The sequence below is a fragment of the Mesorhizobium sp. M0317 genome (genome assembly GCF_040321555.1).
In the GTDB taxonomy this organism is placed as follows: Bacteria; Pseudomonadota; Alphaproteobacteria; order Rhizobiales; family Rhizobiaceae; genus Mesorhizobium.
This window is the reverse complement of the sequence record NZ_JAMYRV010000058.1, coordinates 1-26,414: the sequence shown is the minus strand read 5'-3', so window position 1 is coordinate 26,414 and position 26,414 is coordinate 1. Positions and strand designations below refer to the sequence as shown.

Here is a 26,414-nt window from a genome sequence, read left to right as displayed (position 1 = left end):
CCAGCTTGATCGCCGCTACCATTTCACAGCGAACCCGAGCTTGGCGCCCAGGGCGTGGCTATCGCCAAAATCCTTGAGGCTTGTCCGCGCTGTCCCTTCTCCGAAGACGGCGTAGCGACCGTCCGCCCAGCTCAGCGAGCCACCAAGGCCGACACCGCCCCACAGCGCCTGATTTTCGCTGACCAGTTTCGTGCCAGACACATCGACATCATTTCCGTCGAGGAAGTCGTAGTAAAGGTTGCCGAGCCCGTAAATGTGCGTGCGGCTGACTTGCCCCGCATCGTCCACCCACTGGTCTTCATAGTCCGCGGAGAGGCCGAGGCGGCCGACGAGACTGTTGCTGCTGCCGGGCGACACGACGGCGCCAAACGGGTCGGTGAACGCGTCGAAGTCGACCGAGGAATAGGCAAGCTGGGCCTGCGGCGTCAGCGACCAGTTGCCGTTGAGGGCGATCTTCTGTCCGGTCTCGATGCTCAGCCCGTAGCCGAAACCGTTGTTGCCGTCCGCAAGCGTGGTGCCCAGCGTGGCCGACCGGATGTCACTGTCATACCATGTCGCCTCGGCCTGCGCGTCGACGTAGAAGCCACCGCTGCCGAACCAGGTGAGCGTGCTGCCGACGCCGTAGCCGGTGGCAGCGATCGACCCTGCCCCGAAGATCGAGGAGACGTCCGACGACGCGGTTCCGTAGTGGGCCGTAATCCCTCCGATCAGGGTACCGGCGTCGCTTTCGTGCAGCAGGCCATCGACGCCGGCCTGCAGCTTCCAGGTGGTCACGTCATAGTTCGTGCCGGAGGTCGACGTCTCCGGCTTGATCTCGGCATGGGCAGCTTCGATGCGCGCCCATATCGCCTTGCCGTCGACCGAGCCCTGGCCTGGCAGGTCCGCACCTTGCGGCGTAGCACCCTCGCCCCACGACCGATTGCCAATGCGTTGCTGCATGGTGCCCAGTTCATTGAAGGCCTGCAGCACCCCTTCATAGGCCTCGTACAGCGGCACGCCGGGCGAATAGAGTGGCTGCGGATCGGGATCGCCGTTGACCAGGGCCGAGCGCAGATACCAATCGCCATCGGCCGGTGTGCTGACGCCGTTCTTGTAGAGCCTGTATGCGTAGGCGCCCGCGACGACCGCTGCATCGCCTTCGAAGGTATAATTGCCGTCGAGCGAGAAGCTGCCGTTCGAGACGCCGCCGACGTCGACGATCTTGATGCCTCCGACCGTTTGGGCGCCCGACCCGCCGAAATTGACGACCTGAAGGGTACCCGTCCCTGACGTGTTGCCGGCGATCACCAGCATGTCTGTCGGCGAACCGTCACCACCGAGCGCAGCGTTGAGAACGACGGCGCCGCTATTGCCGACATAGTCGCCGCTTACGGTAAGTGTGTCGCCTGGGACGCCACCCGCGATGCGCACCGTTCCGGCGTTGCTCAGCCCCGCAATCGTCTGGGACGTGCCGGCAAGATCGAGCGTGGCGCCCGAGGCGACGGAAAACTGCGAGGAGGAACTGAACGCGTTCGCAGCGCCCGCGGCAAGCGTGCCGCCGCTGACCGTAGTGGCGCCGGTAAAGCCTGAGTTGTCCAACGCAAGCAGCAGCGTGCCTTGGCCGTCCTTGATGAACGTACCGGCGCCCGAGAACACGCCGGCATAGCTGGCGGAGGCGACTTGGTCGAATGTGAAGGAGGCGCCGGCGCCGATCGCGACATCGCCACCGAAGCGCTCGGCTGCCGAGACGAGGCCGCCTTGATTGACGGTCCAGTCCAGCAGCGACGTGCCTGACAGCGTCAGCACGCCGGCGCCATCCTTCATCATTGCGCCGGTGCCGGAGATATCGCCGGCGAAGCTGGCGTCCGCCGCCTGGTCGAACACGACAGTGCCGGAATTGCCGACGTCGCCACGAATCGAGGTTGCATCGCCGACCAGCGTGCCAGCGCTGACCAACGTGTTGCCGCCATAGCTGTTCGTTCCCGTAAGCGTCAGCGTGCCGGCGCCGGTCTTGGCAAGGCTGCCAGCGCCAGAGATCGCACCGGACAAGGTCAGGTCGGCCACAGTGTCGAAGGTGCCGCCGGCCGACGAAAGCGTGACGTCGCGCGCCGAGCTGAACGCCGCTGTGTTGCGCAGCGTCCCGCCGGAGAGCGTCAGGCCGCCAGCGGCAACGCCGAGATTGTTGTCGGCTGAAACAGATAGCACGCCGCCCAGGACGGTGGTGCCGCCCGTGTAGGTGTTGGCGCCGGACAGCACCAGCGTGCCCGCATCGGTCTTGGTCAGGCTGCTGGTCCCGGTTAGCACGGAGGCGATGGTGGCGGTGTAACCTGCTCCGGCCACCGTGCCGTCGCCGACCCGGATGATGCTCTCGCCACCGGCGCCGGCGAGCGTGACGGAGTCGCCCTCGATGCCGTAGCCATCGGCAGCGAACTGCATGCCGGTAACCTCCAGCGCGCCGGCGCTGTCGTCGGTGGTGACGGTGCCGCCAAGCGTCTGGAAGATGGCGAAACCGGGTTGCGGCTTCATCGCGCCGGTCACCAGGCCGGTGCTCGTCGTCCACGTCGGGCTTGCCGCAGTCCACGTGCCGTTGCCGCCATCGACCAGCTCGTTGTTGGCATTCCCGGCCGCGTCACCGTCCCAGAACAACAGGTCGTTACCGACACTGCTGATAAGATTGACCTGGTTGGCGACAGAAGTCTGCACCGTCAAATCGGCCGCCGTGACGCCGGCCGGCAGATTGCCGAGTTCGAGACCATTGTCGGTGAGGGCGCCGCCATAATTGATGAGCCGGTAGACGCCAGGGCCAAAGCCGCCTACATCGGTGATGTTGAGGCTGCCGTCCAGCGTCAGCGCTCCGGTCACCTCGATCAGGTCGTTGACACCGCCGCCGACAATTCCTGCCTGGCCGAGCTCGTAGTCGAGCATAGAACCGGAGCTCAGGCTGAGCGATCCGACCGTAAGCGTACCCGGACTGGAGCCGGGGGCCAGCACGCCGCCATCGGCGACGATCACCGCGCCGCCTATCGAGCCGGAGCCGCCCAGCGTGCCGCCGCTGTTGACCGTCGTTTCGGTATTCCCAAGCGAACCTTCGACGACGAGCTTGCCCCCGTCGACCGTGGTACGGCCGGAATAGGTGCTGTCGCCGTTGAGCACCAGGGTGCCGGCGCCCTCCTTGTAGACGCCGCCCACGCCGCTCAGCTCGCCATTCGCGGTCAGCGTCGTACCCGCCGCCGCGCGGAAGTAGCCATAGGCGGAAGTGAGCTTGACATCGCGGCTCATGGCGAAGCTTGCTGTCGTGCCGAGTTCGCCGCCGTCGAGTGTCAGCAGGCCCGTAGCGGCACCCAGATTCTGGTCCGACGCGACCGAGATGCTTTTGCCGGTCCCGACCTTGGTGCCGCCGCTGTGGGTGTTGGCACCGGTCAGCGTCAGCGTGCCGAAGCCTTCGATGTCGACGCTGCCCGAGCCGGAGATATTTCCGCCGAAGGTGTGGGGGCCGAGGTCGAGAAACGAGACAGCGCCGTTGTCCAGGATGTCGCCACGGATCGCCACGGTGTTGCCGGCAAGCGTTCCTGCATTGACGATGTTGCCACCGGTATAGCTGTTGGACAAATTGGTGACGTTGAGGGTGCCGGCGCCGCTCTTGACCAGTGTGCCGGTGCCGGTCACCTGGCCTGACACGTCCAACTGCGTGCCTGCCACCGTGTCGAACCCGCCGGTCGAATTGATCAGGACATTGCGATTGGTGGCGAAGCTGGTGGTCGTGCGCAACGTGCCGCCGTCGAAGGTCAAGCCGCCCGACAGGGCGCCCAGATTGTTGTCACTCGAAATTTGCAGGGTCCCGCCGGACAAGGTCCAAGGCGTGACGGCAGTTGTCGTCCCCGTTAGGGTCCAGGTGCTGTTTCCGGTTTTCTCGTAGAACCCAAACCCGTCATATTTGGCGCCAGCGCCGATCTGCGACACACCGAAACTGGCGCTGATATCGCCACCCAGCTTGAATGTATCCGCGGCGCTGAAAGCGACCACATTGCCTGTGATGGTGGAGCCGGCCTGAATCTCCAGCGAATTGACGCCGCCGGTGAACTGGATGGCTTTGCCGGCTGCCGGCGTTCCGCCACCGGTGCCGACGGCACCGCCGCTGATCGTACCCGCATTGATGACCGCGATGTTGGCGCCCTTGATCCCTGCGGCGCCATCGCCGCCTGCCAAGGAGCCCTGACCGCCACTGCCGCCAACGATCGTCGCACCTAGCTTGTTGATGACGGTTCCACCTGAAAGCAGCAGAACAGCGGCGCCACCGTCCCCACCGCCGCCGAGAACTGTTCTTCCACCGGCACCCCCGAGCAGATTCCCGCTGTTCTGGATTGTCCCGCCGCCCATCAGGACGATGGCAGCCGCGCCGCCGCCACCACCTGCTTGGACCCCAATTGTGGAGAGACTCGTGCCGCCGGTAACGCTGCCGCCCGCCTCTACAAACACGTTTGCGGACGAGAATATGCCGACGCCGCCACCACCGCTGCCGCTGTTGCCATTGGTCCCACCTCGGCCGCCAGTGCCACCACTCACCGATCCCGTGCCATTGACTGTAACGTCGGCCGTGGCACTGACGCCCACACCGCCACCGCCACCGCCGCCGCTCCTGACGACGCCATTCGTGCCAGGGGAGCCCAAAGCGCCGGCCCCGCCGCTGATGCTGGTTGCAATGGTCCCGTCTGTCGAGATGACCAGACCCGTAGCACCAGTGGCACCGGCAACGCCATTTGGGTTGTTAGCTGTCCCACTTACCGCTCCCGATCCTCCTGGCGCCCCGTCACCCGTCGTGAGGTCAATGCCGCCACCACCGCCACCAGCGGTCGCGCCATTGGCGGCATTCTGACCCGTGGCACTCGCGAGCGCGCCGTCAACGCCACCTTGTCCAGCGCCTGCGCTGCTACCATTGCCGCCATCGGCCCGAGCCGGCGCGGCGCTCAGCGCAAGGGCAACAGTTAGGATCGTCAAGGCGGAAGTGCTGGAGCGAAGCGACACGACTTGCGGCAAGCGCGCGAGATGCAAAACCCAAAACCCATCACGCGCAATCCGCTCCGCCATGCCTAAGCTCCCTGATTCCTGAGTGCGCGAAGGCAGCATGAAAGCTATTCGCCCGCAAGAAGTTTATAGTCATGAGAGCTACCAAGAAGCTAACGGTGATCAGTAAAATGAAGTCTGCGACTTTTGAGCGACAGAAAGTAGTCAATATTAGATATAGCTTATTAAACAGAGACCTTACGGAATCGCGAGAACAATCTCGCTGCATCAATTTATGCGGAAACGTTCGGACCTCCTGGGCTCCAGCCGATCCCATCGGGCGGAGGTGAGTTTCGCCTCTACGGGGGCGATGAGGCGCTAGGCTGCCCCTTGGGCGACCCCTCACTATCCTGCAAGAAGTGATTCTGTAATCGACTCCCACTCTGCGTCTAGCTTGCCAGTTGCCACAGGCTGCCCGGCGCGGCGGTACCAGTAGGCTGCATTAGAAAGGTCGCCTTCTTTGCGGTGCAGATAGGCATGAACCCATACAGAGGCCGGATCAGATTCGTTGGCCTGCACACACTCATGCGCCCGCTCCCAATCGCCCTGTCTATCCCACCATAGAGCGTGGAGCGCCATCCCAAGATTCGCCGGGGGCTCTACTCCCTGAAGGGTCGCACGGAACTCGTCGATGTCCATAGTTACCTCGCCTCTGGCTACGCCGGTCCTGTCCCGTTCCGTGCAACGAAATGCGCCCTCTGCCGGTGATTTGCTCTGTCGACTTTAGCAATGGCTCTGGCGATCTTTAGCGGAAACGGGGTTTTCGCTCGGCAAAGGCCGCATCAAGGGCTTCCAATTGACGAATGCTCGTCGCCGGGCTGCTTCGTGCTTCTAAGCTTCATGGACGGCAGAAGCTGCCACGGAAGCCAAAGGCGCTTCCAAGCTCCATGTTATGCCATGCGGACCGTGTTTGAGAATTCCCTGCCCACTAACCGCTGCGGGCGCGACCCGCTTCAGCACCACGGTTCCAAAGCCACCTTGTCCGACAGTCTGAACCTGCGGACCATCGGTTTCGACCCAGGTGAGGTGAAAGAGCCTCGAAGCACTGGAACCGGTGATGCCCCATGTGACCGAGATCCGGCCCTTGTCCCCTGAGAGCACCCCGTATTTGGCCGAGTTGGTCGCCAGTTCGTGGAAGGCAATCCCGAGATACTGAACTGCGTTGGGACTGAGCACCAATGATGGGCCCGACATTTCGATCAAATCCCCCCGCGGGAAAGGCTCGACCTGGGCCGCCAAAAGGTCGCTGATCGTGGCACCCTTCCAATCCGCCGATACAAGCAGGTCGTGAGATCGTGACAACGCCATGATGCGCTCGCGCACCTGGGTTTCAAATTGTTTTGGCGTCTCCGATCGCTTGTTGGTCTCCCGGATCATCGACAGGATGACCGAATACTGGTTTTTCACCCGGTGGTTGACCTCGCGCATCAGCATGCGGATGCGATATTCATTCTCCTTCGCCGACGTGATGTCTCGCGCTATCTTCGATGCGCCGGTGATCTGCCCTGTTGCGTTACGCACGGGCGATATCGTCAGCGAAACCGGAACCAGGCTGCCGTCCTTGCGCTGGCGGGTCGTTTCGAATGGTTCGACGCGCTCGCCACGGCGAATGCGTTGGAGGATGCGGGGTTCCTCGTCCTGATGGTCTTCGGGGATCAGCATGGTCACCGACCGGCCAATCGCTTCCTCGGCGGTATAGCCGAAAAGCCGTTCGGCGCCCTGGTTCCAGCTTTTTATGATGGTGTTGAGATCCTTGCTGACGATAGCGTCAAATGAGGATTCCACGATCGCCGAGAGGTGCTGCCTGGTTTCTTCGGCACGTTGGCGGTCCGTCAGGTCCAGCAGCATGTTGACGGCGCCAATCAGAGCGCCGTGCTCGTCCCGCAGGGGTGTCGGGTAGGGCAGGAACGGAAAAAACGATCCATCGGGACGCTGCGCAACAGCTTCCTGATTGCGGACCGGCCTGTTCTCCTTGAGCGCGATGGCCATCGGGCATTCATCGTGCGGCAATTCCTTGCCGTCGGCAGTGAACAGCTTGAACGTCACGCACCATTTATCCTTGCCGATTTCAGGCTCCCTGCCTGCCAGATCGGCCGCGGCGCGGTTGTAATAGGTGATCGTCCCATCCTGATCGGTCGTGTAGATGGCGACGGGTAGGCCGTCGAGTATCTGGTGATAGGTACTGTCATGCTGCCTGAGCTCCGAGCGGGTGTGCACCAAGTCGGTTACATCGACCGTGAAGCACCGGGTGTTGATCAGCTTGCCGTCCCGGAAATGTCCGCTTGAGGTGACTTCGACGTGCTTGATCGATCCATCGCTGGCCCTCAATCGCGCCGGATATCTTACGATCTTCTCGCCATTGGCAAGGCGACCCAAAATGTCCTCTATGACGTCCCGGTCGGGATAGAACTCGGCGATGTGGCAACCGAGGTAGTCCTCTGCGGGATAGCCGAGAAGGTCGAGCTCAGCCTGGTTGGCATGCACGATCACGCCGTCTGCGTTCACCAGATGCAGGGCAACGGCGCCGTTTTCGAAGAAATCCTTGTAATCGAAATCCAGACTGTCATTGCTGGACACTCCCGGGTTTTCGAAGGCGACAACAGTCGCCTGTGTTGCTTCATGCATCCCAAACACCTTGTCCAGTCCAACCAAATATAATGCGGCTTGGATCAGTTGGTTCCCATTGCTCGCGATCTCGACCCGCTGCGTACGGGAAACGGACCCTAAAAGGGTCGTAGCCTCGACTCGTCTTCCATCTACAAACGTGCGATCATCCGCGCATGGGCAAACCCTTGGTCCTTGTCGTCGACGACGAAGCCTTGATAGCACTGGATATGGAGTCCACTCTTTCGGAGGCGGGCTTTGCCGTGGCATTGGCTGCGACATGTTCCCAGGCGAAACGTTTTCTTGCGGACCATACCCCCGCCGCAGCGATCCTGGACGTCAGGCTGTCGGACGGCGAGGCTGTTGACGCGGCAAAAACCTTGGCAGGGCGGGCGGTTCCTTTCATCGTCTATTCCGGCTTGGGGGTCGAGGAAACCCCCGAAGCGTTCTCGTCTGGCGTAAGAGTGATGAAACCCGCCGGACCTGCAGAAGTGGTCCGAGCTCTCAAAGCGATGACCGCCGGGCAGCAGAAGGCGACGGGATAGCCGTGCTCTGAGCACCTTTGGTCTAAAATAGCCAGGCGCTGCCGGAGCAGCTGCCGCGCCTCACGGAGCAGCGAATTGCGGCCGGTGCCGATCAGGCGAACAAGGTCGCGCGCTTGATCCTCGGTGATGCCCGCTCTCCCTGGCAATTGACAGCACCAGTGCTTCATACCCTTCCACTTTCTTAGGGTCGTGCTTGCCCGTGCTGATCATGCCTTCTCCATCGGCTCAACGCCAAGATCTGAGAGAGACTCATTCCTCGACGCACGGTCAACCTCGCTGTGCCGCGTTTGAACGGCAGAGATAACGGCTCAACTATTGCGTTGCGAGGATCGATCCTGGCACAGCCAAGTGGCCGGTCCGTTCGCATGATAATGCGCCCCCCGCAAGGACGGCGCCAGCATGGGCCAGATCGACCAGACAGATTGAGCGGTCCTATGTCTCTCCGAACTCGGTTTCGTTTCTTGACGTCGGGTGCCGCTCGTAGTCAACGGGCGGCGGCAGGAGCACGACTTCGGTCTCCTTGCGGCCGAACTCCCGGCCGATCTGGAACGCCGCATAGATCGCGCCGAGGCGGATAAGGAATCTAAGCATGGGGGGTCTCCTTCGACGTTAGGAACCGCAAGGCCGCGAGATTGTTCCATGGTTTGCGAGTGGGGACGATCTTGCCGTCGCACCAGACATTTCAGCGCCGGCGCGGAAATCTGAAACATGGCGGTGCGGCTAGGCTGTTGCGGCCGTCGCCTGGGCCGGGGCCCGTTTTCGAGGGGCCGGACGGCGTCGATCGCGGCGTTTCGAAACGACTTTGAGGGGAACGGCCGGCGCTGGAGAAAGTGCGCCAAGCACAGCGTTGACCATGCCGTGCGCTACGAAATCGGCGCTGATGTCGGCGGCCAAAGCTTGCCTTTCTTGCCCGACATCGCCCTGCTCCGCGTCTGACCAGAACACAATCCCAATTCTCAAACCTGCCTTGGCGCGCTTCAGTCTCCGGACCAGAAAGCGGGCATGCTTGAGCGAATCCCGGTTCAGGAAACCGACCACGACGGTGTCGATCGCCTCTAGTTCGAGACGACGAATACCTGCCGGCTCCATATCGACAAAACTGGCCTTCGCCACCGTAGCACCTTGCACCTCCAGCACCTGAGCGAGCATGGCGGCAGCGGCATCGTCGAGTTCGCCGCGACCGCCGGCACAAAGCACCGACATGTCCTTGCCGTCGGGCAGTTCGATCTCTTCCTCTTCGATGCCATCTGTTTCCTTGCTCGCGGTCCCTTCGGCGGTGGTTGTCGGCGCATCTTCCTCGCTTGCCTCTTCCTGTGCATCGTCGGCAAGATTTGCCACAAGAATTTGGGCGCTCGCCGCCACCTGCCTTCGCTCTTGATCGCCCATCACGCCACGCATGCGGTCCTGCTCGCCCAACAGGAGAGCAGGAATGGCGACCGTGCCGTAGAAATCGATCAGGTACTTCTCCTCGAGGATCTCCTCGGCATGGTCAGTTGCCTCGTCCGGATCACCGGCCAGGAGCCGTTGATAGAGCCGGGCGTGAGCTTCAAGGACGGGCTCGTTGCCAAACAGGACGTCGAGAAATTCGAACTGCGGAACATGTCGCCCGAGGACGACGAGGCAAACTGTCAGCGGCGTCGAAAGGACCAGGCCGAGCGGCCCCCACAACCATGTCCAGAAAATTGCCGCAACGATGATTGCCAAAGGAGAAAGTCCCGTGCGCGAGCCATAGAGCCACGGTTCGATGACGTTGCCGGTTACCAATTCCATGACGACAAACAGTGCGGCGGTCCACAGCACCAGCGACCAGCCGGGCGCAACCGCCAAGGCCAGAAACAAGGGCAGCAGCATGCCGATAACAGGGCCGATATAGGGAACGAAGCGCAGCGCCAGTGCCAGCAATCCCCACAGCAGCGCGTTGGGAATGCCGAGCACCCAAAGGCCAATCGCGATTGGTATCGCGTAGACGATGTTGACCACCAATTGCATGATCAGATAGCGGCCAACCCGTTTGCCGGCATCCTGCAATGCCTGCGTTGTGCGATGGAGGTCGCCATAGCCGACGAGGCGGATAAACCGGTCACGCAGATCCTCGCGCTCAAGCAACATGAAGATGACGACGATGATGATCAGGCCAGCTGAAGCCAGCGGGCTGATCAACGGTCCGATGATGTTCTGCAATACCTCCAGAGGTCTCTCGCGGGCGACGATCTCGACCGGTACGGGCTCACGCCGGGGCTTGTCGGCCGCAGGCGGCGCCACATCCTGCTTGTCGATCTCCTGACCGACACGCTCGATCACCCCGCTCAGCCTGGCAATTATGCCGCCACCAACCCCCGTCTCCTTGAGGGAACGCACCTTGGTCAGAATGTTTGTCTGGTAGACGGAAATGTTCTGAGCAAGCTCGCTTACCTGGGTCGCAACAATGAAGCTGAACAGGCCCAGGGCCGCGAATGCGCCAATCACGCTCAGAAGCACTGCGGGCAGCCGAGGCAAGCCGACACGCTTCAGTGCGGAGACCATCGGCACCAGCGCAAAGGTCAAAAGCAGCGCGATGGCAATGGGAAGGAACACCTCACGACCGAAATACAGCGCAGCTACCGTCGTGACGATGGTTGCGACGGTAGGCAGAGCTGTTCGCGGATGGGCATTGCCTGCCGCAAGAATCCGTCCTAGCCCTCGCTCGGACGATGAGATGTCGTTTCGACGATTGGCAGCCACCTGATTCCCCCCGTTTCCTAGCGATAGTTAGACCCATTCGCCTGCCGGGCAATGTTTAGCAGGGCCGAATACATACGTTTTGCGGTTTTGCGCCCTGGGCGCTGTGCTCTGACGGTTCGGTCGATATCGTCGGAGCCGCAAATCTGTGGTAAAGCCGCCGCCCAACCAACCAAAGGACGACATCTGTGAGCGAACCGACTGTGGCCGAAGCGACCGAAAGTATCTATGCCTCGCTGCGGGCGGACAATGCCGACATCGACGCCCATATCGCGACGCTCAAGGCTGCGCTGACGCGAGAGGGCGCAAAACAGGCGGTGTTCGATCCGGCCAAATTGGCGCAGAACAACCGCTCGGGCCGTAAGTTGATGCAGGCTTATTTTCGCCAGCGCGGCGTGAGCGTGAAGTTTTCGGACCAGTAGCGCGCGGCAGCTTGGGGGAACGGCGTCCCAACGGACGGTCCGTATCTCGCCCGCTCCGCCCTGCGGTGGACTTTCGTCAATCCTAGGCGAATGCCCGCATTGCCCTGCCCAGGTCGGTGTCGCCCCCTGCCCCTGCAGCTCTTGACGGAAACCGGTGCCTCCTGTTTGAGGTGGACCAGGACGTTTGCTGCATGGGGAGATGGGCAAGGGTGGGCAAACAGTGAAGCGCGTTCTTCGGATGCTTGCCGCGGCGATCATGGCGTCCGGGGCGACCGGCTGCACGAGCATTTCCTACTACGCGCAGTCGTTGCAGGGTCACGCGCAGATCATGGCCGCGCGCAGGAATGTCGGGAAACTCATCCTTGACCCTTCGACGCCCGAGGCATTGCGCGCGAAATTGGCGTCGGCCAGCGCGATAAGACGGTTTGCGACGGATGAACTGGCATTGCCCGAGAACAGCAGCTACCGCAGCTATGTCGACATCCATCGCGATGCCGTGACCTGGGCCGTTTTTGCCGCGCCGCAATTCTCGCTCGCGCCACGGACATGGTGCTTTCCGGTCTTCGGCTGCGTTCCATACCGGGGTTATTTCTCCCGGAAATCCGCGGCTGAAAGCGCTGTCGAGCTTCAAAGACAAGGCCTCGACGTCTATGTCTCGGGCGTCACCGCCTATTCCACGCTTGGCTGGTCGAGTGACCCGCTGCTGAGCACCATGCTGCGTCAGGACGACACCTATCTCGCAAGCCTTGTTTTTCATGAACTGGCGCATCAGCGGCTTTATGTGGATGGCGATTCCGCATTCAACGAGGCATTCGCCGTTGCCGTCGAAACCAGCGGCGTCAGGAAATGGCTGCGCGCGGCCGGCGACCGGGCCGGATTGCGCCGCTACGAAGCCGATCGCAAACGCAGCGCCGATTTTCTCGGGCTGGTGGCGAAGACGCGCGACGAGCTAAGGCAGGTCTATGGTAGTCCCCGTACCCCGGAGCAGATGGCGACTGCAAAGAAAGCCGCGATCGAGAGGATGCGGGCGCGCTACCGGCAGATGCGCGACAAGCACTGGGCGGGATACCGGGGATACGACGCCTGGTTCGCTGCCCCGATCAACAACGCAAAGCTCGCCGCAACTTCTGTCTACGGTGAACAGGTTCCGGCCTTTCTTCGCTTGTTCGACCTGTGTTCGGGCGACTATCCAAGGTTTTACGCTTCTGTCCGGCGGATCGCGGATTTGCCCAAATCGTCCCGCGCCGAAGCGCTCAAGGCTGCGGACACATGCAATTGACTTGAACAAGCACAGGCAGGTCCTGACGATCACCCCAGCGACAGTTCCTTCGTCTGGTGTCTCAAAACGAGGCCGACCGCGCCCAGCAAAGCATCGTTCTCGGTGTGCTTGCCAACGATGATGCGCGTGCGCAGGGCGGGAGCGACATCGCGGGACTTGATCAGCGTATGGCGTTCATAGGACGCGATCAGCGGCGTCAACAGAATGTCCCCTGCCAAAGCCATGTGGCCGCCGATGATGATGAGCGGCGGATTGAGCACCGAGCCGATCAGGCCGAGACCCCGGCCGGCGATCTCGGCGGTATCCTCGATCATCCGCAACGCCCTGACGTCGCCCTGCTCGGCCATGGCGATGACATCGTCCATGGTGACTTGCCGCCCAACGACACGCGAAATCTGTTCCAGCGGCCGGGTAAAACTCGCGTAGAGCTCCAGGCATCCGCGATTGCCGCAGCGGCAAAGGTCGCCGCCGGGATCGATGCTGATGTGGCCGAATTCGCCGGCGCCGCCGGCGATGCCCGTCACCAGCCGGCCATGCTGGACAATGGCGCCGCCGACACCCAGATCGATCTTGAACAGCACGAAATCGTCCTGGCCGACGGCCGCACCCCACATCAGCTCGGCAATGGCCGCGCAGTTGCTCTCGTTGTCGGCGAAGATCGGCTGTTCCAGGACGGGTCCGAACACATCTCGTATGTTGACGCCGGCCCATGTTGGAACCATGCTTGCGCGCAGCACCACTCCATCGCGGCTGACAGGGCCGGAGACGGAGACACCAACCCCCAGGAGCCCCGCCATCGGCAGACCATTTTCCCTGTAGGATTGGGCAATCGCCGATTTGACCGCCTGGGCCGCCTGTTGCGGCTGGTAGTCCAGCCCCATTGGAATATTTTGTTCGGCAATGACGGAATGCGAGACATCGGCGACGATGAGCCGTATCTGCTGAAGAGCCAGGTGAATGCCGACGCAGGTGCCCGCTGTCGGATTGAGCGTCACCGCCGCGGCTGGCCTGCCGATGCCTCTGATGCCGTCGCGGCTGGTCGGGGCTTCGATCACCATTCCAGACCTTTTCAAGCCGTTAAGCGCGGTTGACACCGTCGAGCGCGCCAGACCGGTGGCGCGTGCGATCTGCAACGCGGAGAGTGCGCCGCGCTCGCTCAGGCAGCGCACGATCATGCTCTCCGGCGACGCGGAGGGTCTGTCGATCAGCCAGGTTCTAAGCGAAGGTTTTGTCATGACTCAACATAAACATCGTTGACTGATAGCTCCAATATGTCATCTTGGAAAGAACTCGAGATTGACGCATCTCGCCGGCGGCGGCTTCAAACCGCGGCCATAAGCGGTCGAGACGAACCGTGCAACACGATATGGGAGTGAAACGATGAAGTCCGTCATGACCGCGCTTGCGGCCGCTGCTGCGTGCACATTTTTCGCCGGGGCAGCCTTCGCCGAACCCAAGACGAACCTTTTGCACCAGTGGGCGACCGGATCGGACGCCCAGGCGATCGCCAAGCTCGGCGAGATGTTCACCGCCAAGGGCGGCAAATGGGAACAGACCTCGATCGCCGGCCACACCGCCAATACGCTGGCCAAGCTGCGCGCCGACGTGATCGCCGGCAATGCCCCGCCTGCCGTGCAGCTCAAGGGCCCTGAGATCGCCGAATGGAACGAGACCGGCATGACCGCCGATCTCGACGAGTTGGCGGCCTCGGAAGGGTGGGAGAAAGTGGTGGCGCCGGAATTGCTTCCGGTGATGAAGCCGACCGGCAAATGGGTCGCCGCGCCCATGAACATCCACCGCATCAACTGGCTCTGGGCCTCGCCCAAGGTCATGCAGGCGGCCGGCGTAGCGGAAATGCCGAAGACCTGGGCCGAGTTCAATGCGGCCTGCGACAAGATCGTCGCCACAGGCAAGATCTGCATCTCGCATTCGACCGCCGACTGGACGGATTCGACGGTGTTCGAGGTCGTGCTCTACGGCCAGGACATCGATCTCTACCGTAAGGCCTTTGTGGAAGGCGATGTCGAGTCCATGCGCAGCCCGGGAATGGTCAAGGCCTTCACGCAGATGCGCCTGATGACGAGCAAATACATGGATCCGGGCATGGTCGGCCGCGACTGGGATTCGATGTCGGCGCTGGTCGGCAAGGGCGACGCGGCGTTCCACATCATGGGCGACTGGACGATCGGCCTTTTGACCGCCGCCGGCTTCAAGGAAGGCACCGACTATGTCTGCGCCCAGGCGCCGACCGATTGGGGCAAACCCGGCTTCATCCTCAACTCGGACTCGGTCGTGTTCTTCAAGCAGAAGGACCAGGATTACATCGACGGCCAGAAGCTGCTGGCCAGCCTGATCCTGTCGCCCGACTTCCAGACGGTCTTCAACCAGGCCAAGGGCTCGATCCCCGCACGCCTGGATATCGATCTGTCGAAGGGCTTCAATCCGTGCCAGCAGCTCTCGCAGAAGGATCTGCAGGCTTCGATCAAGGACGGCACGCTGGTCCGCTCGATGGCGCACAACATGACCATCCCGCAGAAGATGCGCGGCGCGATCATGGACTCCATTACCGAGTTCGTGGCGACACCGGACATGTCGCCCGAGGATGGCGCCAATGCGATGGCCGACGCGGCGGAAGCACAGAAATAGACGGGAATGGCCGGGCGCGATGCCTATCCGCCCGGCCGTCCTCCCTTTCAGTCCCGTGCTCTGCCAATGCTGTACTCTGAATGTCAAATCAAGACCTGATCCTGTCGGTACCGACGCCCGCCCGCCCCTGGCGCGAGCGGCTGGGCTCCGCGATGCCCTTGCTCGTGCTCGGCCCCTCACTCGTGGCGAGCTTCGTCTACGTCTTCGTGTTCACCGGCTGGACGCTCTATATCTCGCTGTCCAACTCCTCGCTGCTGCCGACCTACGGCTTCGTCGGCCTGGACAACTACGCGTCGCTGTGGGCGAACCGGCGCTGGAACATCGCCTACAACAACCTGTTTTTCTTCAGCGCTTTCTACATCGTCGGCTCGATGGCGGTGGGACTGCTGCTGGCGATCCTGATCGACCAGCGCGTGCGCGGCGAAGCGGCATGGCGCACGATCTTCCTCTATCCGCTGGCCGTCTCCTTCATCGTCACCGGCACGGTCTGGAGCTGGCTCTACAATCCGACCGACGGCATCCAGGCCATGGTGCGCGGTTTCGGCTGGACGAGCTTCAGTTTCGCACTGGCCAGCGACCGGCACTATGCGATCTACGCGGTGATCATCACCGGCGTCTGGCAGGCCTCGGGCTTTGCCATGGCGCTGTTCCTGGCCGGCCTGCGCTCGGTGGATCAGGACCTCGTCAAGGCCGCGCAGATCGACGGCGCATCGACATTCCGCATCTATCGCAAGGTGCTTCTGCCAACCATTGCGCCGATCTTCCTGGCGGTCGCCGTCATCCAGATCCAGTTCGCCATCAAGACCTTCGACCTCGTGGCGGCCCTGACCAAAGGCGGCCCGGGGATCTCGACCACCTTCCCCGCCATCTACGTCTATGACCTGATGTTCCAACGCGGCCAGATCGGCGAAGGTGCGGCCGCCGCCATCATGATGCTTGCCGCTGTTGCCGTGGTGCTGGTGCCCTATTCATTCTGGGTGGTCTGGCGCCGGCGCAAGGAAGCCGGCCATGGCTGACGTCTCCCTGGACCAGTCGCTCGACCGTCGCGCTGCCGCAGTCGCGTCGCGCCGGCATTTTCTCACCCGCTTCGCCATCTATGGGCTGCTGGTCGTCTTCGCGGCGATCTACCTGGTCCCGTTGCTGGTGGTGGTGCTGAATTCATTCCGCGACCAGCAGGAGATCGCGCGCAACGGGTTGATCTCGCTGCCGCGCAGCTTCCGCCTCGATGCCTGGGGCCAGGCCTGGAGCACCTATTGCATCGGCGGCACCTGCGAGGGCATGCAGCGCAACTTCTACAACTCCCTGAAGATGACGATCCCGGCCACGATCATCTCGACGGCGGTCGGCGCGATGAACGGTTACATCCTGTCGAAATGGCGCTTCAGAGGTTCGGAAGCTTTGTTCACCTGCATGCTGCTCGGCGTCTTCATTCCGGGCCAGATTTCGTTGATGCCGTGGGCGTTCATCCTCGGCAATCTCGGCCTCAGCAATTCGGTCTACGGGCTCGTCCTCATCCACGTCATCCAGGGCATTTCGTTCACCACTTTGTTTTGCCGCAACTACTACGTCAGCATCCCCGACGACCTGATCAAGGCGGCGCGCATCGACGGCGCCGGCTTCTGGCGCATCTTCCGCAAGATCATTCTGCCGCTCTCCTCACCGATCCTGATCGTCACGGTGATCTGGCAGTTCACCGGCATCTGGAACGAATATCTGTTCGGCGTCGTCTTCACCTCCGGGCAGCAACAGCCGATCACGGCAGCGCTCGTCGCGCTGACGGCAAGCGGCACCAATGTGCGCGCCTACGATGTCATGAGCGCCGCCGTGCTGATCGGCGCGCTGCCGCCGCTGCTGATCTATCTCTTCGGCGGCAAGTATTTTGTGCGCGGCCTGACGCAAGGTGCCATCAAATGAGGCGCGATCAAGTGAAGGGCATTGCATGTCGACATTGATCATCCGATCGCTGCGCAAGAACTTCGGCGCGGTCGAGGTGCTGAAGGGCATCGATCTCGAAGCGCGGAACGGCGAGTTCATCGCGCTGGTCGGACCGTCCGGCTGCGGCAAGTCCACTCTGCTGGCGATGATCGCCGGGCTCGAATCCGTTACCTCCGGCGAGATCCGCATCGACGGGCGGCTGGTCAATTCGGTGGCGCCGAAGGACCGCGACATCGCCATGGTGTTCCAGTCCTATGCCCTGTACCCGACGATGACGGTGCGCGAGAACATCACCTTCGGCATGGAAAGCCGCCGCGTCCCGAAGCCGCAGCAGGACGAGGCCGTCAGCCGAGTTGCTGCCTTCCTGCAGATCGAACCGCTGCTAGGGCGCAAGCCCGGACAGCTTTCGGGAGGCCAGCGCCAGCGCGTCGCCATGGGCCGGGCGCTGGTGCGCGATCCCAAACTGTTCCTGTTCGACGAGCCGCTCTCCAATCTCGATGCCAAGCTGCGCGTCGACATGCGCACCGAAATCAAGAAGCTGCATCACCGCGTCGGCAAGACCACGGTCTACGTCACCCACGACCAGGTCGAGGCGATGACGCTGGCATCGCGCATCGCCGTGATGCACCAGGGCGAGGTCCAGCAATTCGACGATCCCGCCACGATCTACAACCGTCCGGCCAACATGTTCGTCGCCGGCTTCATGGGGTCGCCGGCGATGAATTTTTTGGCCGCCGAACTGAGCCAGGAAGGCGGTCGCGCCACTGTTGTGTTGCAGACCGCCGACGGCAAGACGGCCAGCCTGCCGATGGTCCAGGCGCTCCCATCCGACACGCCGCGACAGCTCGTGCTCGGCATCCGTCCCGAGCATATCTACCGCTTCGATCCCGACCTTGCGCGCCGCAAGCCGGGCATCGCGCAGATCAATGCAGTGGTCGAGCTCGTCGAGCCGACAGGCGCGGAGACCATGGCCGTCCTGCGCCTGGGCGGCAAGGAGATCACCGGCCGTTTCGACCCCGACGGCACGCCGCTTATGGGCGAGACGGTGACGCTCGGCATCGACATGGCGCGGGCGTGCCTGTTCGACCCGACGACCCAACGCCTGATCTGACCCGATCTGACCGAAGCTTGATCTGAAAAGAGTTCCGCCTTGTCCTTCGTCACCTATCCGAGCCTGTCCGAGCGTGTCGTGCTGATCACCGGCGGTGCGTCGGGCATCGGCGCCGACACGGTCCGCGCCTTCGCCGCCAATGGCGCACGAGTGGCGTTTCTTGATCTGCAGCAGGAGGCCGGCGAGCAGCTTGCCCGCGACCTCGCCGCCGCGGCAGCGCACGCGCCCCTGTTCCTGCGCTGCGATGTGACCGATATCCCCGCCCTCCAGGCCGCGATCGGCACGGTGCGCGACCGCCTCGGGCCTGTCGCAGTGCTGGTCAACAACGCCGCCGATGACAATCGCCAGCCGGTCGCCGACGTGACCCAGGCGACATGGGACCATGCCCAGGATGTGAACCTCAGGCACCACTTCTTTGCCGCCCAGGCCGTGCATCCGCACATGAAGGAAGTGGGCTTTGGTTCGATCGTCAATTTTTCCTCGATCGCCTGGCGTTTCGGCGCGTCAGAGATGGCGCCCTATGCGGCGGCCAAGGCTGCGGTGGTCGGGCTGACCTTCGCGCTGGCGCGGGCGTTTGGCCCCGACAACATCCGCGTCAACGCCATCGAGCCGGGCGCCGTCATCACCGACCGGCAGCGGGAGCTTTGGTACAAGACCCAAGGTTCGGTCGATCAGGTCGTGCAGCGCCAGGTGATCCGCAAGATTCTGCTCGGCGAGGAGATCGCGCGCACGGTACTGTTCCTCGCCGCCGACGACAGCCGCATGATCACCAAGCAGTCGATCACCGTGGACGCCGGCCTGCGATGACCACACCTGACTCAAAGGACCGCTTCATGCTCGAGGTCGGCCTGAACCCCTACGGCCTGACCTATCATCTCGGCCTCCAGGGCCGCGGCACGCCACGCGCCAATCCTAGACCTGCGGGGCTCGAAGGTTTCATCGCGCTCGCGACCGATCTCGGCGCGCGCGTGCTGGAGATCTGGGTGCCATGGCTGACCGAGCTTTCCGACGACGCGGTGATCGCGCTGCGCGAACGGCTCGCCGGCCTTCGCATCGCGCCGGTCGTCAGCGGCGGCCTGCTGGTGGGCGAACCGCTCGACGATGCGTTTCGGGCCGCGCGCCTGCTCAACGCCAAAATCATCCGGACGGCGCTGACGCCGGTTCTCTGCGGCGACCGCAACGCGGCCGGCGAAAAATGGAGCGAGTACGTCGGCATCATTCGAGAGCGATTGGTGGAATGGGGTCCCCGCGCGAATGCCGAAGGGTATGTCCTTGCGATCGAAAACCACCAGGACTTTACCAGCCGGGAACTCGTCGATTTCTGCGCCCTCGGTGGTGACAGTGTGGGCGTCACCTTCGACACCGGCAACACGTTCCCGGTCGGCGAAGCGCCGCTCGATTTCACGAAGGTGATCGCCCCCTGTGTCCGCCATGTCCACCTCAAGGATTACCGCGTGCAGTTCACGACCGAAGGTTACCGGCTGATCCGCTGCGCCATCGGCGACGGTGCGGTGCCGTTTGCCGAGCTGTTCGCCATTCTTGGCCAACACCACGATCGCATGACCGCCGTTCTCGAACCGGGCGCCTTGGAGGCCCGGCATGTCCGCTATCTCAGCGACGACTGGTGGCGCGGCTATCCGCAGAAGACGGCACGCGAATTTGCCGCCTGCCTGGCGGCCGCGCAGCGCAACCGGCTGCCCGACGATGCCGACTACCGCACGCCTTGGGAGCGCGAAGCCGACGTCTCACTGGTTTCCTATGAGCTCGACATGATCCGGCGCAGCGCCGCCAACATGCGCAAATTTGGTTTGATGGAGAAGATCTGATGACGGCACGTGAACTCGATGGATTGACCGCCTTCGTAACCGGCTCCGGCCGCGGCCTCGGCCGCGTGATGGCCGAGCGCCTGGCCGAACTCGGCGCCAATGTCGCGATCCACGACATGGACGAAACGGCGCCGGCCAAATACGGCGAGTTCGCCAATCTCGGCGAAGTGGTCGAGCGCCTGAAGCGGCACGGCACGAAGGTCACGTCGGTGACCGGCAACATTGGCGACCAGAAGGCGGTGGCCGAGATGAAGCGCAGGATCGAGGCCGATCTCGGCGACGTCCATGTGCTGGTCAATTGCGCTGGCGGCGACATCGGCGCCAAGGGCGGCAAGCCGAACCCGAACAACGCCCTCGACATCGAACTGGACGACATCCGCGTGCTCACCGAGAACAATATGATCGGCACGATGCTGGTCTGCCAGGCCTTCGTGCCGCCGATGAAGCAGCGCGGCGGCGGCTCCGTCATCAACATCGCCTCCGCGGCGGCACATCTCGGCTGCTCGCCCGAGGTCGTTTACTCCACCTTGAAGGCCGCGGTCGTGCATTACACGCGCTGTCTCGCCAAGGAACTGATCGACGACGGCGTGCGCATCAACGCGGTCAGCCCAGGCGCCACGAAGACGGCACGCTTCCAGGCGACCCGCACGGTCGATCCGGAGCGCATGGATTCGAGCAAGAAGTCGCTGAACCGCTATGCCGAGCCGGAGGAGATCGCCGAGGCGGTGGCCTTTCTAGCCGGCCCCCGCGCACGATTTATCAATGGGCAGGTGCTCCGCGTCGATGGCGGGTTTACGATCTTTCCGGGGTGATGGCGGGGTGCCTCGGATTTCAATTTCGGGGCCGAAAGCGGAAGTGCCGTTTTCGGGATTCCTGGGTTAAATTGCCCCCTCACGCCTCGAGCTTTTCGCAGCGTCAAAACGGCTGTGGAGGGATTGGCAGGCTATACCGCTGACGAAGCGCACATGTGACGCACCGAGGATAAGTAACCCCGCTTGGTCACGAGGGCGCTGCCGACCGGTTGGTCGAAACTGGCGCTGGTACTCGCTATTCACGAAATTGCCGATCACCCTGACGAGGTCCACTAAGCAATGGTGAACGTCATTTCTGAAGTCGCAAGCAACTCGGCCGGCCTACTCCATTGAGGTCAGCCATGCCTTCGCGGAGCCGACGCAATCTCTGCTGGAGCCTGCATGCTTCTTCAGGCGCAAGCGCTGTGTCTCAGTGCGGCATGAATCCTTTTCTCAGCCAAGCCAATATTTTGCTCCCATTGAGAACCCTGCGGACACGCCCGGCGGCCCAGCCAGCCTGCATGGTGGCGCCGGTGTGGCAACTGCAGACGATCTCATGCAACTGCCAATCCGAGAGTTCGAAGAAGCGTCTGGCTTCCCCGTAGGTATCCGATTGCATGCCCGATGCACGCAGCAGTGGATCGTCAAAGGCGACACTGATCGCCGATCCGACCGCGCGCGCTTCTCCGCGGACAGAGGGATGCAGATGCTCAGTCCCGGTGAGAGCCACAAGGGAGCGCGTCGGATTTCGATAGAGCAGTTCCGCCCACCGCTCTATCCGTTGCGTCCTTGTAGCCAGCAGAGCCGGCGATAGTGGACTGATGTCCGCGACTGACTGGAGTTGATCGAGTGTCTGGTGCTTCATGACTGCCTCCTGTTGGTCGTTCCAATCCCAAGGCCTTTGCTGCAGGATTGGCTCACACGCTAAGCCGCCTCGTAAAGGAGCGGCGGCCGATCAGGTGTTGCCACCAATCGCCCACAGGCACCACGCGGCAGCGACCCCAACTGCATTCCTTCGCCAATGTTCCAGCGGGATGAAAAAAACTGTGCGGCCGGCCGACCCGACGGACCCGGCTGGCGCACGCAGGATCCTGAACTGCTGGACGATGATGACGCAGGCCTGGAAAGGCGGCTAGGTTGGACCTTGCTTTTCAGGCTTGACCATGATGTTTCACTACCCGCTCGGTCATCGCGGGAAGGCCAGGAGCAGAGCCGCTGGCAACGGTGAGTTGCGGACGAGGGCGGGCGGTGGAGGACGACGCCCTTGGGCCGCCAGGTCACTGAAGGACCAACCGAAGCGGCGCTTCGGGCGTAAAAGCGATGTCCTTGTAGGTCTGCATTGTCTGCTTATGGAGGAACGGCGGCAAGGCCTCTTTGACCGGCATGGGGCGCATTGCTGACCGGCAGATTTTCGGACGACAGCAGACCCTCTGCTGCTTGGGTACCCAGCACGCAAGCTGACATGTGAGACCTCGGTGCGAAGGCCGGGACCAGGCCCACTGCGAACGTACGCGTTGGTTCGCATGTTGGCGCTGAAGCGCCTTATCGTTCAGCCTCGCGGCACATAGATCATATGAACCGTATCGTCATCGATCAATGTGCTCGACACCAGTTGCAGCGGAGGCCTTGCCTCGTGGAAGAAAGGCTTGCCCTTGCCGAGCACGAACGGCCTCACGTGCAGGTGATATTCCTCGATCAGGCCCAGCCCGGTCATAAGACCGGCCAGTTCCGGACCGGAAACGCTCAGGATACCCTCCGTGCCGGCCGCGATCTCGCGAATCTGCGTTTCAATATTGCCGGAGATGAGCGTGGCGTTCGGGCCGACCCGTGAAAGTGTGCGCGAAACGACCCATTTGGGCAGCTTGCGCCAGAGTGTCGCGAACTGGCGAAGCGGAGCGTCCCATTCCGCGTGATCATCGTCCCAATAGCGCATGACCTCGTACATCCGGCGGCCATACACAGCGCCGGCATGGTTGCGTATCGTCTCGATCCAGTACTCGAAGTGCTTCTGGCTTGGTGCGCCCATGACCAGATTTCCGGCAAGGTCATCGACATAGCCATCGATGGAAACGTTCATTCCCAAGATAAGTTTGGCCATAAGCAGCGCCTTCACATAGTCGGTTCACGGATTAACCGCTTGTAATTTGCAAGCAGTCAGACGCTATAGCAACTGATTGCAAATCGCAAGCAGCATGGAAGAAGCGTTCGTGCCGCAAACGAGCCCTGCCTTGTCCCATCAACCCTGCACTTGAACAGGTGGGTGATCCGTCCCGGCTACCGCCATCTAGGCCTGCCTTCCCGAATCAAGCTGCACCCCAAGTCGCTCGTTCCGTCTCCACCGCACCACGGCGCGATAGCTGGTATGATCGACCGGCACGTGAAGCACGAAACGGTCGGGGATTGCGATATCGGCCTTCACCCGTAGCTCCGCGCCATGGGCGTGCTGGTTACAAACCAGACAATTGATACTGGCGTCGCCAACGCGGATTGTCGCTTCCTTCAGAACGAGATCACGGATAAGCGACCGTCGCTCTATCGGTGGGTCAGCCGGCATTGCCTTATCCCTCTGATTTGACGACCTGAAACTCTTCTGAACCCGGAATGGAAAGCGCACTACCGGCCCAGCGGTTGCCTCGAAAGACTGACGAGCTCGGCTTCGTCGACCACGCCGGCCATATAGTTCGCGATAATTCGGGATGCGATGGCGTCGCGTGCTTCGGGCGACTGACCGTCGCGCTTAAGCTGCTCGAATACACGGCCCAACAGCTCGAGTTCGGATGGCTGCAAAACGCCGGCCTCGGTGGCTTTGCGTCGAATGGGCATTTGTGATCCTCCACTACGGTCAACAACATACGACCGCGGCAGGGAAACTCAACTCACCTGTCGAGGGCGCCGCGCGGGCGGCGCCGACCACAAATCCCGTTTACCCGAGCGGGGAGTTTTTCACTCAAAGCCACGTGATCTGGCGTCTATACAAAGCCCGCCAGCAAAGCCGGCGGGCGCAATAGTCATAAGATGCGCCGCTAGAACCAGCTTCGGTCGCGTTCGTGGCTTTGCCCGAGCAGCATGCCGATCAACAACCCGGCAATGCCACCAAGCACGAAAGCGCTGCTGATGGTGCCGGGATTTTGCTGGACGGCTTCGGACACCGTCTGCGCCTGCGATCTCAGCTGCTGCGTTGCCCGTGCCGCGCGCTCGGTCGCGCTGCCATACCAGCCGCCGGCTTCGCCAACGGCATCTTCTGCGCGCTCGGCAAGCGTCCGGTTGATCTTGCTGATCTCGCGCTTCAGCGATGCGACCTGCTTCTCCAGGGCCTCCTGGGCCTCTCGGGCGGAAATCTTCGGGGTGTCCTTGGGGGTGTCCTTCGCGGTGTCCTTCGGGGTGTCCTTCGGGGTGTCGTTGTCGGCCATGGCTGTTCCTTTCGTTGAGGCAGGGGGAACGGCCAACGGACAAGGATGGTTCCGCTGCCTGCGCTCACAGTCATTCACCCGGCCGGCCGCCAACTTTGGGAACACTCTCCCGATCCAACGGTTGTGGCTGATGGAGGGCACGCATTTGTCGAATCGATCGAGCCATGCTGAAACGCTGCGGACGGTCTCCGACCTGCTCCACCGCGCCCGCCGTGTCATTCGCGACGGCGGCCATGCGGCGGCGATGTTCGAAATAGACACGCTGCTGCAGGTCGCACAAACAGAGGTTGCGCGCCGCCTCGAACGCAACGATCGCTGAACCTCGATAGGCCACCGCGGGCGGTGTTCATTTGCGGGCGGCGAAGGCCTCGTTTCCCTTTGCGATGGACTTGCAAGGCGCCCCATCGAGCGGGTCGCCGTCCGCGCCACGCGTCGACATCGCAAAGGCGCAAAAGCCGAAGATGAGGGGCCATCATCGCGGCATCGACCCTCCCGGTTATAACGCTTGGGCGGCGGAACAAAGCTTGGCCGCACTGGTTAGGCTCACAGCACGATGTGTGCCCCAACGAGGATCTCTGTCCATGAAAACACGTGTTCTTCTAGCTTCGCTGGCCACCGCCACAGCCATGGTCTTCGCCCTGCCCGCCTTCGCCGCCGACAGTGCTCAGGACTTTGTCGACAAGGCTGCCATCGGCGGCCTGTTCGAGGTGGACTCCAGCAAGATCGCAGAAGGCAAGGCCCAGGATCAAGGCGTCAAGGATTTCGCCAAGAAGATGATCGACGATCACGGCGCCGCCAACGCCAAGCTTGCGACCATCGCCGGCGAACAGAAGCTGAAAGTGCCGACGGAGCTGGACGCCAAGCACAAGGCCGATCTGGAGGCTCTGCAGAATGCCAACGATGCCGTCGACAAGCCCTATGTCCAGATGCAGCGCGATGCGCATTCGGAGGCGGTCACGCTGTTCGAGAGCTATGCCAAGGACGGCGACAACGCGCAGCTGAAGACCTTCGCTTCCGAGACCTTGCCGACGCTCAAAATGCATCAGGAAATGGTCGAGAAGATCGCTTCCGCCGACAATGCATCGTCGACCACCAGCTCCACCACCCCGGCCGTGAGCACGACCGACACCACCAATTCGGCCGCCCCGGTCCCGGGTGCCAACAGCTTCACCGAGGATCAGGCGAAGAGCCGCATTCAGGATGCCGGCTTCTCCGGCGTGTCCAAGCTGACCAAAGACGACCAGGGCATCTGGCGCGGTCAGGCCACCAAGGATGGCAAGACCACGACCGTGGCGCTCGATTATCAGGGCAACGTCGTTGCCGGCGCCAACTGAACCTCTGAACCAGATCGAGGAGATCAAGACCATGAAAACCGTAACCGGACTTTTCGACAACTACGATGATGCCTCCGATGCCGTCGGCGAACTGGAGGCAATCGGCGTGCCGCAGGCCGACATCAGCATCGTCGCCAACAATTCGGACGACTGGTACGACGACGGCGACACTTCCAACGCCGCCGAGGATGCAGCCGGCGGCGCCGGTCTTGGAGCCGTCATTGGCGGCGCCGGCGGGCTTCTGACAGGGCTCGGCATCATGGCCATTCCTGGCGTCGGTCCGGTCGTGGCCGCAGGATGGCTGGCCGCCACCGCGGTCGGCGCCGTTGGCGGCGCGGTCGTCGGTGGCGCTGCCGGTGGCATCGTCGGGGCGCTGACCGAGTCCGGCGTCCCCGAAAGGGATGCGCATGTCTATGCGGAGGGCGTTCGCCGCGGTGGCACGATGGTGACCGCCAGGGTCAGCGACGAACTCGCCGATGAGGCCGAGCGTATTCTTGGCGAGTCCAACTCGGTCGATCTGCAAGACCGCCGACGCGCCTACGAAGCCGGTGGCTGGACCGGCTTCGATGCCAATGCCGACCCCTACACCGACATCGAGGCCGAGCGCGACAGAACGCGCAACGCCAGCCCACTTTGATCATCGAGCCCCGGGGCCCGGCGGGGGGGGGGGGGGGGGGGGGGGGGGGGGGGGGGGCGGGCGGCGCAGAGCCCGAGGGGGAGAGGGCCGGCGGGCGGGGCGCGAGCAGACGCGCG

General features: G+C 62.7%; 24 protein-coding genes. 13 read left to right on the top strand and 11 right to left on the bottom strand.

Annotated features, from left to right (window positions below; genetic code table 11):
- Positions 1 to 15 precede the first annotated feature (15 nt).
- The 4 genes from NKI88_RS28710 to NKI88_RS28695 all read right to left on the bottom strand — a co-directional run bounded on the left by NKI88_RS28710 (position 16) and on the right by NKI88_RS28695 (position 7,665).
- The gene (locus tag NKI88_RS28710; protein ID WP_352658782.1) at positions 16 to 4,647 is read right to left on the bottom strand and encodes an autotransporter outer membrane beta-barrel domain-containing protein; all 4,632 of its coding nucleotides are present in this window, start codon (positions 4,645 to 4,647) and stop codon (positions 16 to 18) included.
- 110 nt (positions 4,648 to 4,757) lie between these two features.
- The gene (locus NKI88_RS28705; RefSeq protein ID WP_156932558.1) at positions 4,758 to 4,922 is read right to left on the bottom strand and encodes a hypothetical protein; all 165 of its coding nucleotides are present in this window, start codon (positions 4,920 to 4,922) and stop codon (positions 4,758 to 4,760) included.
- Between the two features lie 463 nt (positions 4,923 to 5,385).
- Positions 5,386 to 5,679 carry a hypothetical protein gene (locus tag NKI88_RS28700; RefSeq protein WP_023704064.1) on the bottom strand — a complete coding sequence of 98 codons (294 nt, stop codon included), beginning with the start codon at positions 5,677 to 5,679 and terminating at the stop codon, positions 5,386 to 5,388.
- A 192-nt stretch (positions 5,680 to 5,871) separates the two neighbouring features.
- On the bottom strand, positions 5,872 to 7,665 hold the full coding sequence (locus NKI88_RS28695; RefSeq protein WP_352658780.1) for a PAS domain S-box protein: 1,794 nt from the start codon (positions 7,663 to 7,665) through the stop codon (positions 5,872 to 5,874).
- Between the two features lie 155 nt (positions 7,666 to 7,820).
- Here NKI88_RS28695 and NKI88_RS28690 point away from each other — a divergent pair, with 155 nt between their 5' ends.
- Positions 7,821 to 8,189, top strand: coding sequence for a response regulator (locus NKI88_RS28690; RefSeq protein ID WP_023737601.1), 369 nt, complete (start codon positions 7,821 to 7,823; stop codon positions 8,187 to 8,189).
- A gap of 432 nt (positions 8,190 to 8,621) precedes the next feature.
- On the opposite strand, the gene NKI88_RS28685 is transcribed toward NKI88_RS28690, so the two are convergent.
- Both NKI88_RS28685 and NKI88_RS28680 read right to left on the bottom strand, forming a co-directional pair.
- Entirely contained in the window at positions 8,622 to 8,780 is a 159-nt protein-coding gene (locus tag NKI88_RS28685) for a hypothetical protein (protein ID WP_023726519.1), read from the bottom strand.
- Positions 8,781 to 8,909: 129 nt separating this feature from the next.
- Positions 8,910 to 10,910, bottom strand: a complete 2,001-nt coding sequence (locus NKI88_RS28680) for an AI-2E family transporter (protein WP_352658778.1) — start codon at positions 10,908 to 10,910, stop codon at positions 8,910 to 8,912.
- A gap of 185 nt (positions 10,911 to 11,095) precedes the next feature.
- Between NKI88_RS28680 and NKI88_RS28675 the strand changes: the two genes are divergently transcribed.
- Complete coding sequence (locus NKI88_RS28675) at positions 11,096 to 11,329, top strand: hypothetical protein (protein ID WP_023686482.1); 234 nt, start codon at positions 11,096 to 11,098, stop codon at positions 11,327 to 11,329.
- Between the two features lie 199 nt (positions 11,330 to 11,528).
- Complete coding sequence (locus tag NKI88_RS28670) at positions 11,529 to 12,608, top strand: aminopeptidase (RefSeq protein ID WP_352650460.1); 1,080 nt, start codon at positions 11,529 to 11,531, stop codon at positions 12,606 to 12,608.
- Positions 12,609 to 12,637: 29 nt separating this feature from the next.
- Here NKI88_RS28670 and NKI88_RS28665 read toward each other — a convergent pair whose 3' ends face one another.
- The gene (locus NKI88_RS28665; protein ID WP_352650458.1) at positions 12,638 to 13,843 is read right to left on the bottom strand and encodes an ROK family transcriptional regulator; all 1,206 of its coding nucleotides are present in this window, start codon (positions 13,841 to 13,843) and stop codon (positions 12,638 to 12,640) included.
- A 145-nt stretch (positions 13,844 to 13,988) separates the two neighbouring features.
- On the opposite strand from NKI88_RS28665, the gene NKI88_RS28660 reads away from it, so the two are divergent.
- The 7 genes from NKI88_RS28660 (at position 13,989) to NKI88_RS28630 (ending at position 20,938) form a co-directional block, all read left to right on the top strand.
- Positions 13,989 to 15,254: an ABC transporter substrate-binding protein gene (locus NKI88_RS28660; RefSeq protein ID WP_023754311.1), complete on the top strand. Its 1,266-nt coding sequence runs from the start codon at positions 13,989 to 13,991 to the stop codon at positions 15,252 to 15,254.
- Positions 15,255 to 15,334: 80 nt separating this feature from the next.
- On the top strand, positions 15,335 to 16,270 hold the full coding sequence (locus tag NKI88_RS28655; RefSeq protein WP_023831735.1) for a carbohydrate ABC transporter permease: 936 nt from the start codon (positions 15,335 to 15,337) through the stop codon (positions 16,268 to 16,270).
- Entirely contained in the window at positions 16,263 to 17,168 is a 906-nt protein-coding gene (locus NKI88_RS28650; RefSeq protein WP_023671100.1) for a carbohydrate ABC transporter permease, read from the top strand. Before NKI88_RS28655 ends, NKI88_RS28650 begins: the two co-directional genes overlap by 8 nt.
- A gap of 25 nt (positions 17,169 to 17,193) precedes the next feature.
- Entirely contained in the window at positions 17,194 to 18,300 is a 1,107-nt protein-coding gene (locus NKI88_RS28645) for an ABC transporter ATP-binding protein (protein WP_352650454.1), read from the top strand.
- A gap of 39 nt (positions 18,301 to 18,339) precedes the next feature.
- Complete coding sequence (locus NKI88_RS28640; protein WP_352650452.1) at positions 18,340 to 19,107, top strand: SDR family NAD(P)-dependent oxidoreductase; 768 nt, start codon at positions 18,340 to 18,342, stop codon at positions 19,105 to 19,107.
- Between the two features lie 26 nt (positions 19,108 to 19,133).
- Complete coding sequence (locus NKI88_RS28635) at positions 19,134 to 20,126, top strand: sugar phosphate isomerase/epimerase family protein (RefSeq protein WP_352650450.1); 993 nt, start codon at positions 19,134 to 19,136, stop codon at positions 20,124 to 20,126.
- Positions 20,126 to 20,938 (top strand): SDR family NAD(P)-dependent oxidoreductase, encoded by an 813-nt coding sequence (locus tag NKI88_RS28630; RefSeq protein ID WP_352650448.1) that lies wholly within the window; start codon positions 20,126 to 20,128, stop codon positions 20,936 to 20,938. Before NKI88_RS28635 ends, NKI88_RS28630 begins: the two co-directional genes overlap by 1 nt.
- A 409-nt stretch (positions 20,939 to 21,347) precedes the next feature.
- Here NKI88_RS28630 and NKI88_RS28625 read toward each other — a convergent pair whose 3' ends face one another.
- From NKI88_RS28625 to NKI88_RS28610, 4 genes are all read right to left on the bottom strand, one after another.
- Entirely contained in the window at positions 21,348 to 21,782 is a 435-nt protein-coding gene (locus NKI88_RS28625) for a hypothetical protein (protein ID WP_023671095.1), read from the bottom strand.
- Between the two features lie 684 nt (positions 21,783 to 22,466).
- Positions 22,467 to 23,015, bottom strand: a complete 549-nt coding sequence (locus NKI88_RS28620; protein ID WP_352650725.1) for a dihydrofolate reductase family protein — start codon at positions 23,013 to 23,015, stop codon at positions 22,467 to 22,469.
- A 515-nt stretch (positions 23,016 to 23,530) separates the two neighbouring features.
- Positions 23,531 to 23,740, bottom strand: coding sequence for a hypothetical protein (locus NKI88_RS28615; protein ID WP_023671091.1), 210 nt, complete (start codon positions 23,738 to 23,740; stop codon positions 23,531 to 23,533).
- A gap of 200 nt (positions 23,741 to 23,940) precedes the next feature.
- Positions 23,941 to 24,327, bottom strand: a complete 387-nt coding sequence (locus tag NKI88_RS28610; protein WP_352650446.1) for a hypothetical protein — start codon at positions 24,325 to 24,327, stop codon at positions 23,941 to 23,943.
- A 130-nt stretch (positions 24,328 to 24,457) separates the two neighbouring features.
- On the opposite strand from NKI88_RS28610, the gene NKI88_RS28605 reads away from it, so the two are divergent.
- The 3 genes from NKI88_RS28605 (at position 24,458) to NKI88_RS28595 (ending at position 26,298) form a co-directional block, all read left to right on the top strand.
- Positions 24,458 to 24,646, top strand: coding sequence for a hypothetical protein (locus NKI88_RS28605; RefSeq protein WP_023671089.1), 189 nt, complete (start codon positions 24,458 to 24,460; stop codon positions 24,644 to 24,646).
- A gap of 262 nt (positions 24,647 to 24,908) precedes the next feature.
- A complete protein-coding gene (locus NKI88_RS28600; RefSeq protein ID WP_023733543.1) occupies positions 24,909 to 25,661 on the top strand; it encodes a DUF4142 domain-containing protein in 753 nt (250 codons plus the stop codon).
- Positions 25,662 to 25,692: 31 nt separating this feature from the next.
- Positions 25,693 to 26,298 (top strand): general stress protein, encoded by a 606-nt coding sequence (locus NKI88_RS28595; RefSeq protein WP_023704148.1) that lies wholly within the window; start codon positions 25,693 to 25,695, stop codon positions 26,296 to 26,298.
- Positions 26,299 to 26,414: the final 116 nt, after the last annotated feature.

Coding starts and splice junctions, on each gene's coding strand:
- NKI88_RS28705 (WP_156932558.1), bottom strand. CDS start 4,922: ATGGCGGCAATGGTAGCAGCGCAGGCGCTGGACAAGGTGGCGTTGACG.
- NKI88_RS28700 (WP_023704064.1), bottom strand. CDS start 5,679: ATGGACATCGACGAGTTCCGTGCGACCCTTCAGGGAGTAGAGCCCCCG.
- NKI88_RS28695 (WP_352658780.1), bottom strand. CDS start 7,665: ATGCATGAAGCAACACAGGCGACTGTTGTCGCCTTCGAAAACCCGGGA.
- NKI88_RS28690 (WP_023737601.1), top strand. CDS start 7,821: ATGGGCAAACCCTTGGTCCTTGTCGTCGACGACGAAGCCTTGATAGCA.
- NKI88_RS28685 (WP_023726519.1), bottom strand. CDS start 8,780: ATGCTTAGATTCCTTATCCGCCTCGGCGCGATCTATGCGGCGTTCCAG.
- NKI88_RS28670 (WP_352650460.1), top strand. CDS start 11,529: ATGGGCAAGGGTGGGCAAACAGTGAAGCGCGTTCTTCGGATGCTTGCC.
- NKI88_RS28665 (WP_352650458.1), bottom strand. CDS start 13,843: ATGACAAAACCTTCGCTTAGAACCTGGCTGATCGACAGACCCTCCGCG.
- NKI88_RS28660 (WP_023754311.1), top strand. CDS start 13,989: ATGAAGTCCGTCATGACCGCGCTTGCGGCCGCTGCTGCGTGCACATTT.
- NKI88_RS28655 (WP_023831735.1), top strand. CDS start 15,335: ATGTCAAATCAAGACCTGATCCTGTCGGTACCGACGCCCGCCCGCCCC.
- NKI88_RS28650 (WP_023671100.1), top strand. CDS start 16,263: ATGGCTGACGTCTCCCTGGACCAGTCGCTCGACCGTCGCGCTGCCGCA.
- NKI88_RS28645 (WP_352650454.1), top strand. CDS start 17,194: ATGTCGACATTGATCATCCGATCGCTGCGCAAGAACTTCGGCGCGGTC.
- NKI88_RS28635 (WP_352650450.1), top strand. CDS start 19,134: ATGCTCGAGGTCGGCCTGAACCCCTACGGCCTGACCTATCATCTCGGC.
- NKI88_RS28630 (WP_352650448.1), top strand. CDS start 20,126: ATGACGGCACGTGAACTCGATGGATTGACCGCCTTCGTAACCGGCTCC.
- NKI88_RS28625 (WP_023671095.1), bottom strand. CDS start 21,782: ATGAAGCACCAGACACTCGATCAACTCCAGTCAGTCGCGGACATCAGT.
- NKI88_RS28620 (WP_352650725.1), bottom strand. CDS start 23,015: ATGGCCAAACTTATCTTGGGAATGAACGTTTCCATCGATGGCTATGTC.
- NKI88_RS28615 (WP_023671091.1), bottom strand. CDS start 23,740: ATGCCCATTCGACGCAAAGCCACCGAGGCCGGCGTTTTGCAGCCATCC.
- NKI88_RS28610 (WP_352650446.1), bottom strand. CDS start 24,327: ATGGCCGACAACGACACCCCGAAGGACACCCCGAAGGACACCGCGAAG.
- NKI88_RS28605 (WP_023671089.1), top strand. CDS start 24,458: ATGGAGGGCACGCATTTGTCGAATCGATCGAGCCATGCTGAAACGCTG.
- NKI88_RS28600 (WP_023733543.1), top strand. CDS start 24,909: ATGAAAACACGTGTTCTTCTAGCTTCGCTGGCCACCGCCACAGCCATG.
- NKI88_RS28595 (WP_023704148.1), top strand. CDS start 25,693: ATGAAAACCGTAACCGGACTTTTCGACAACTACGATGATGCCTCCGAT.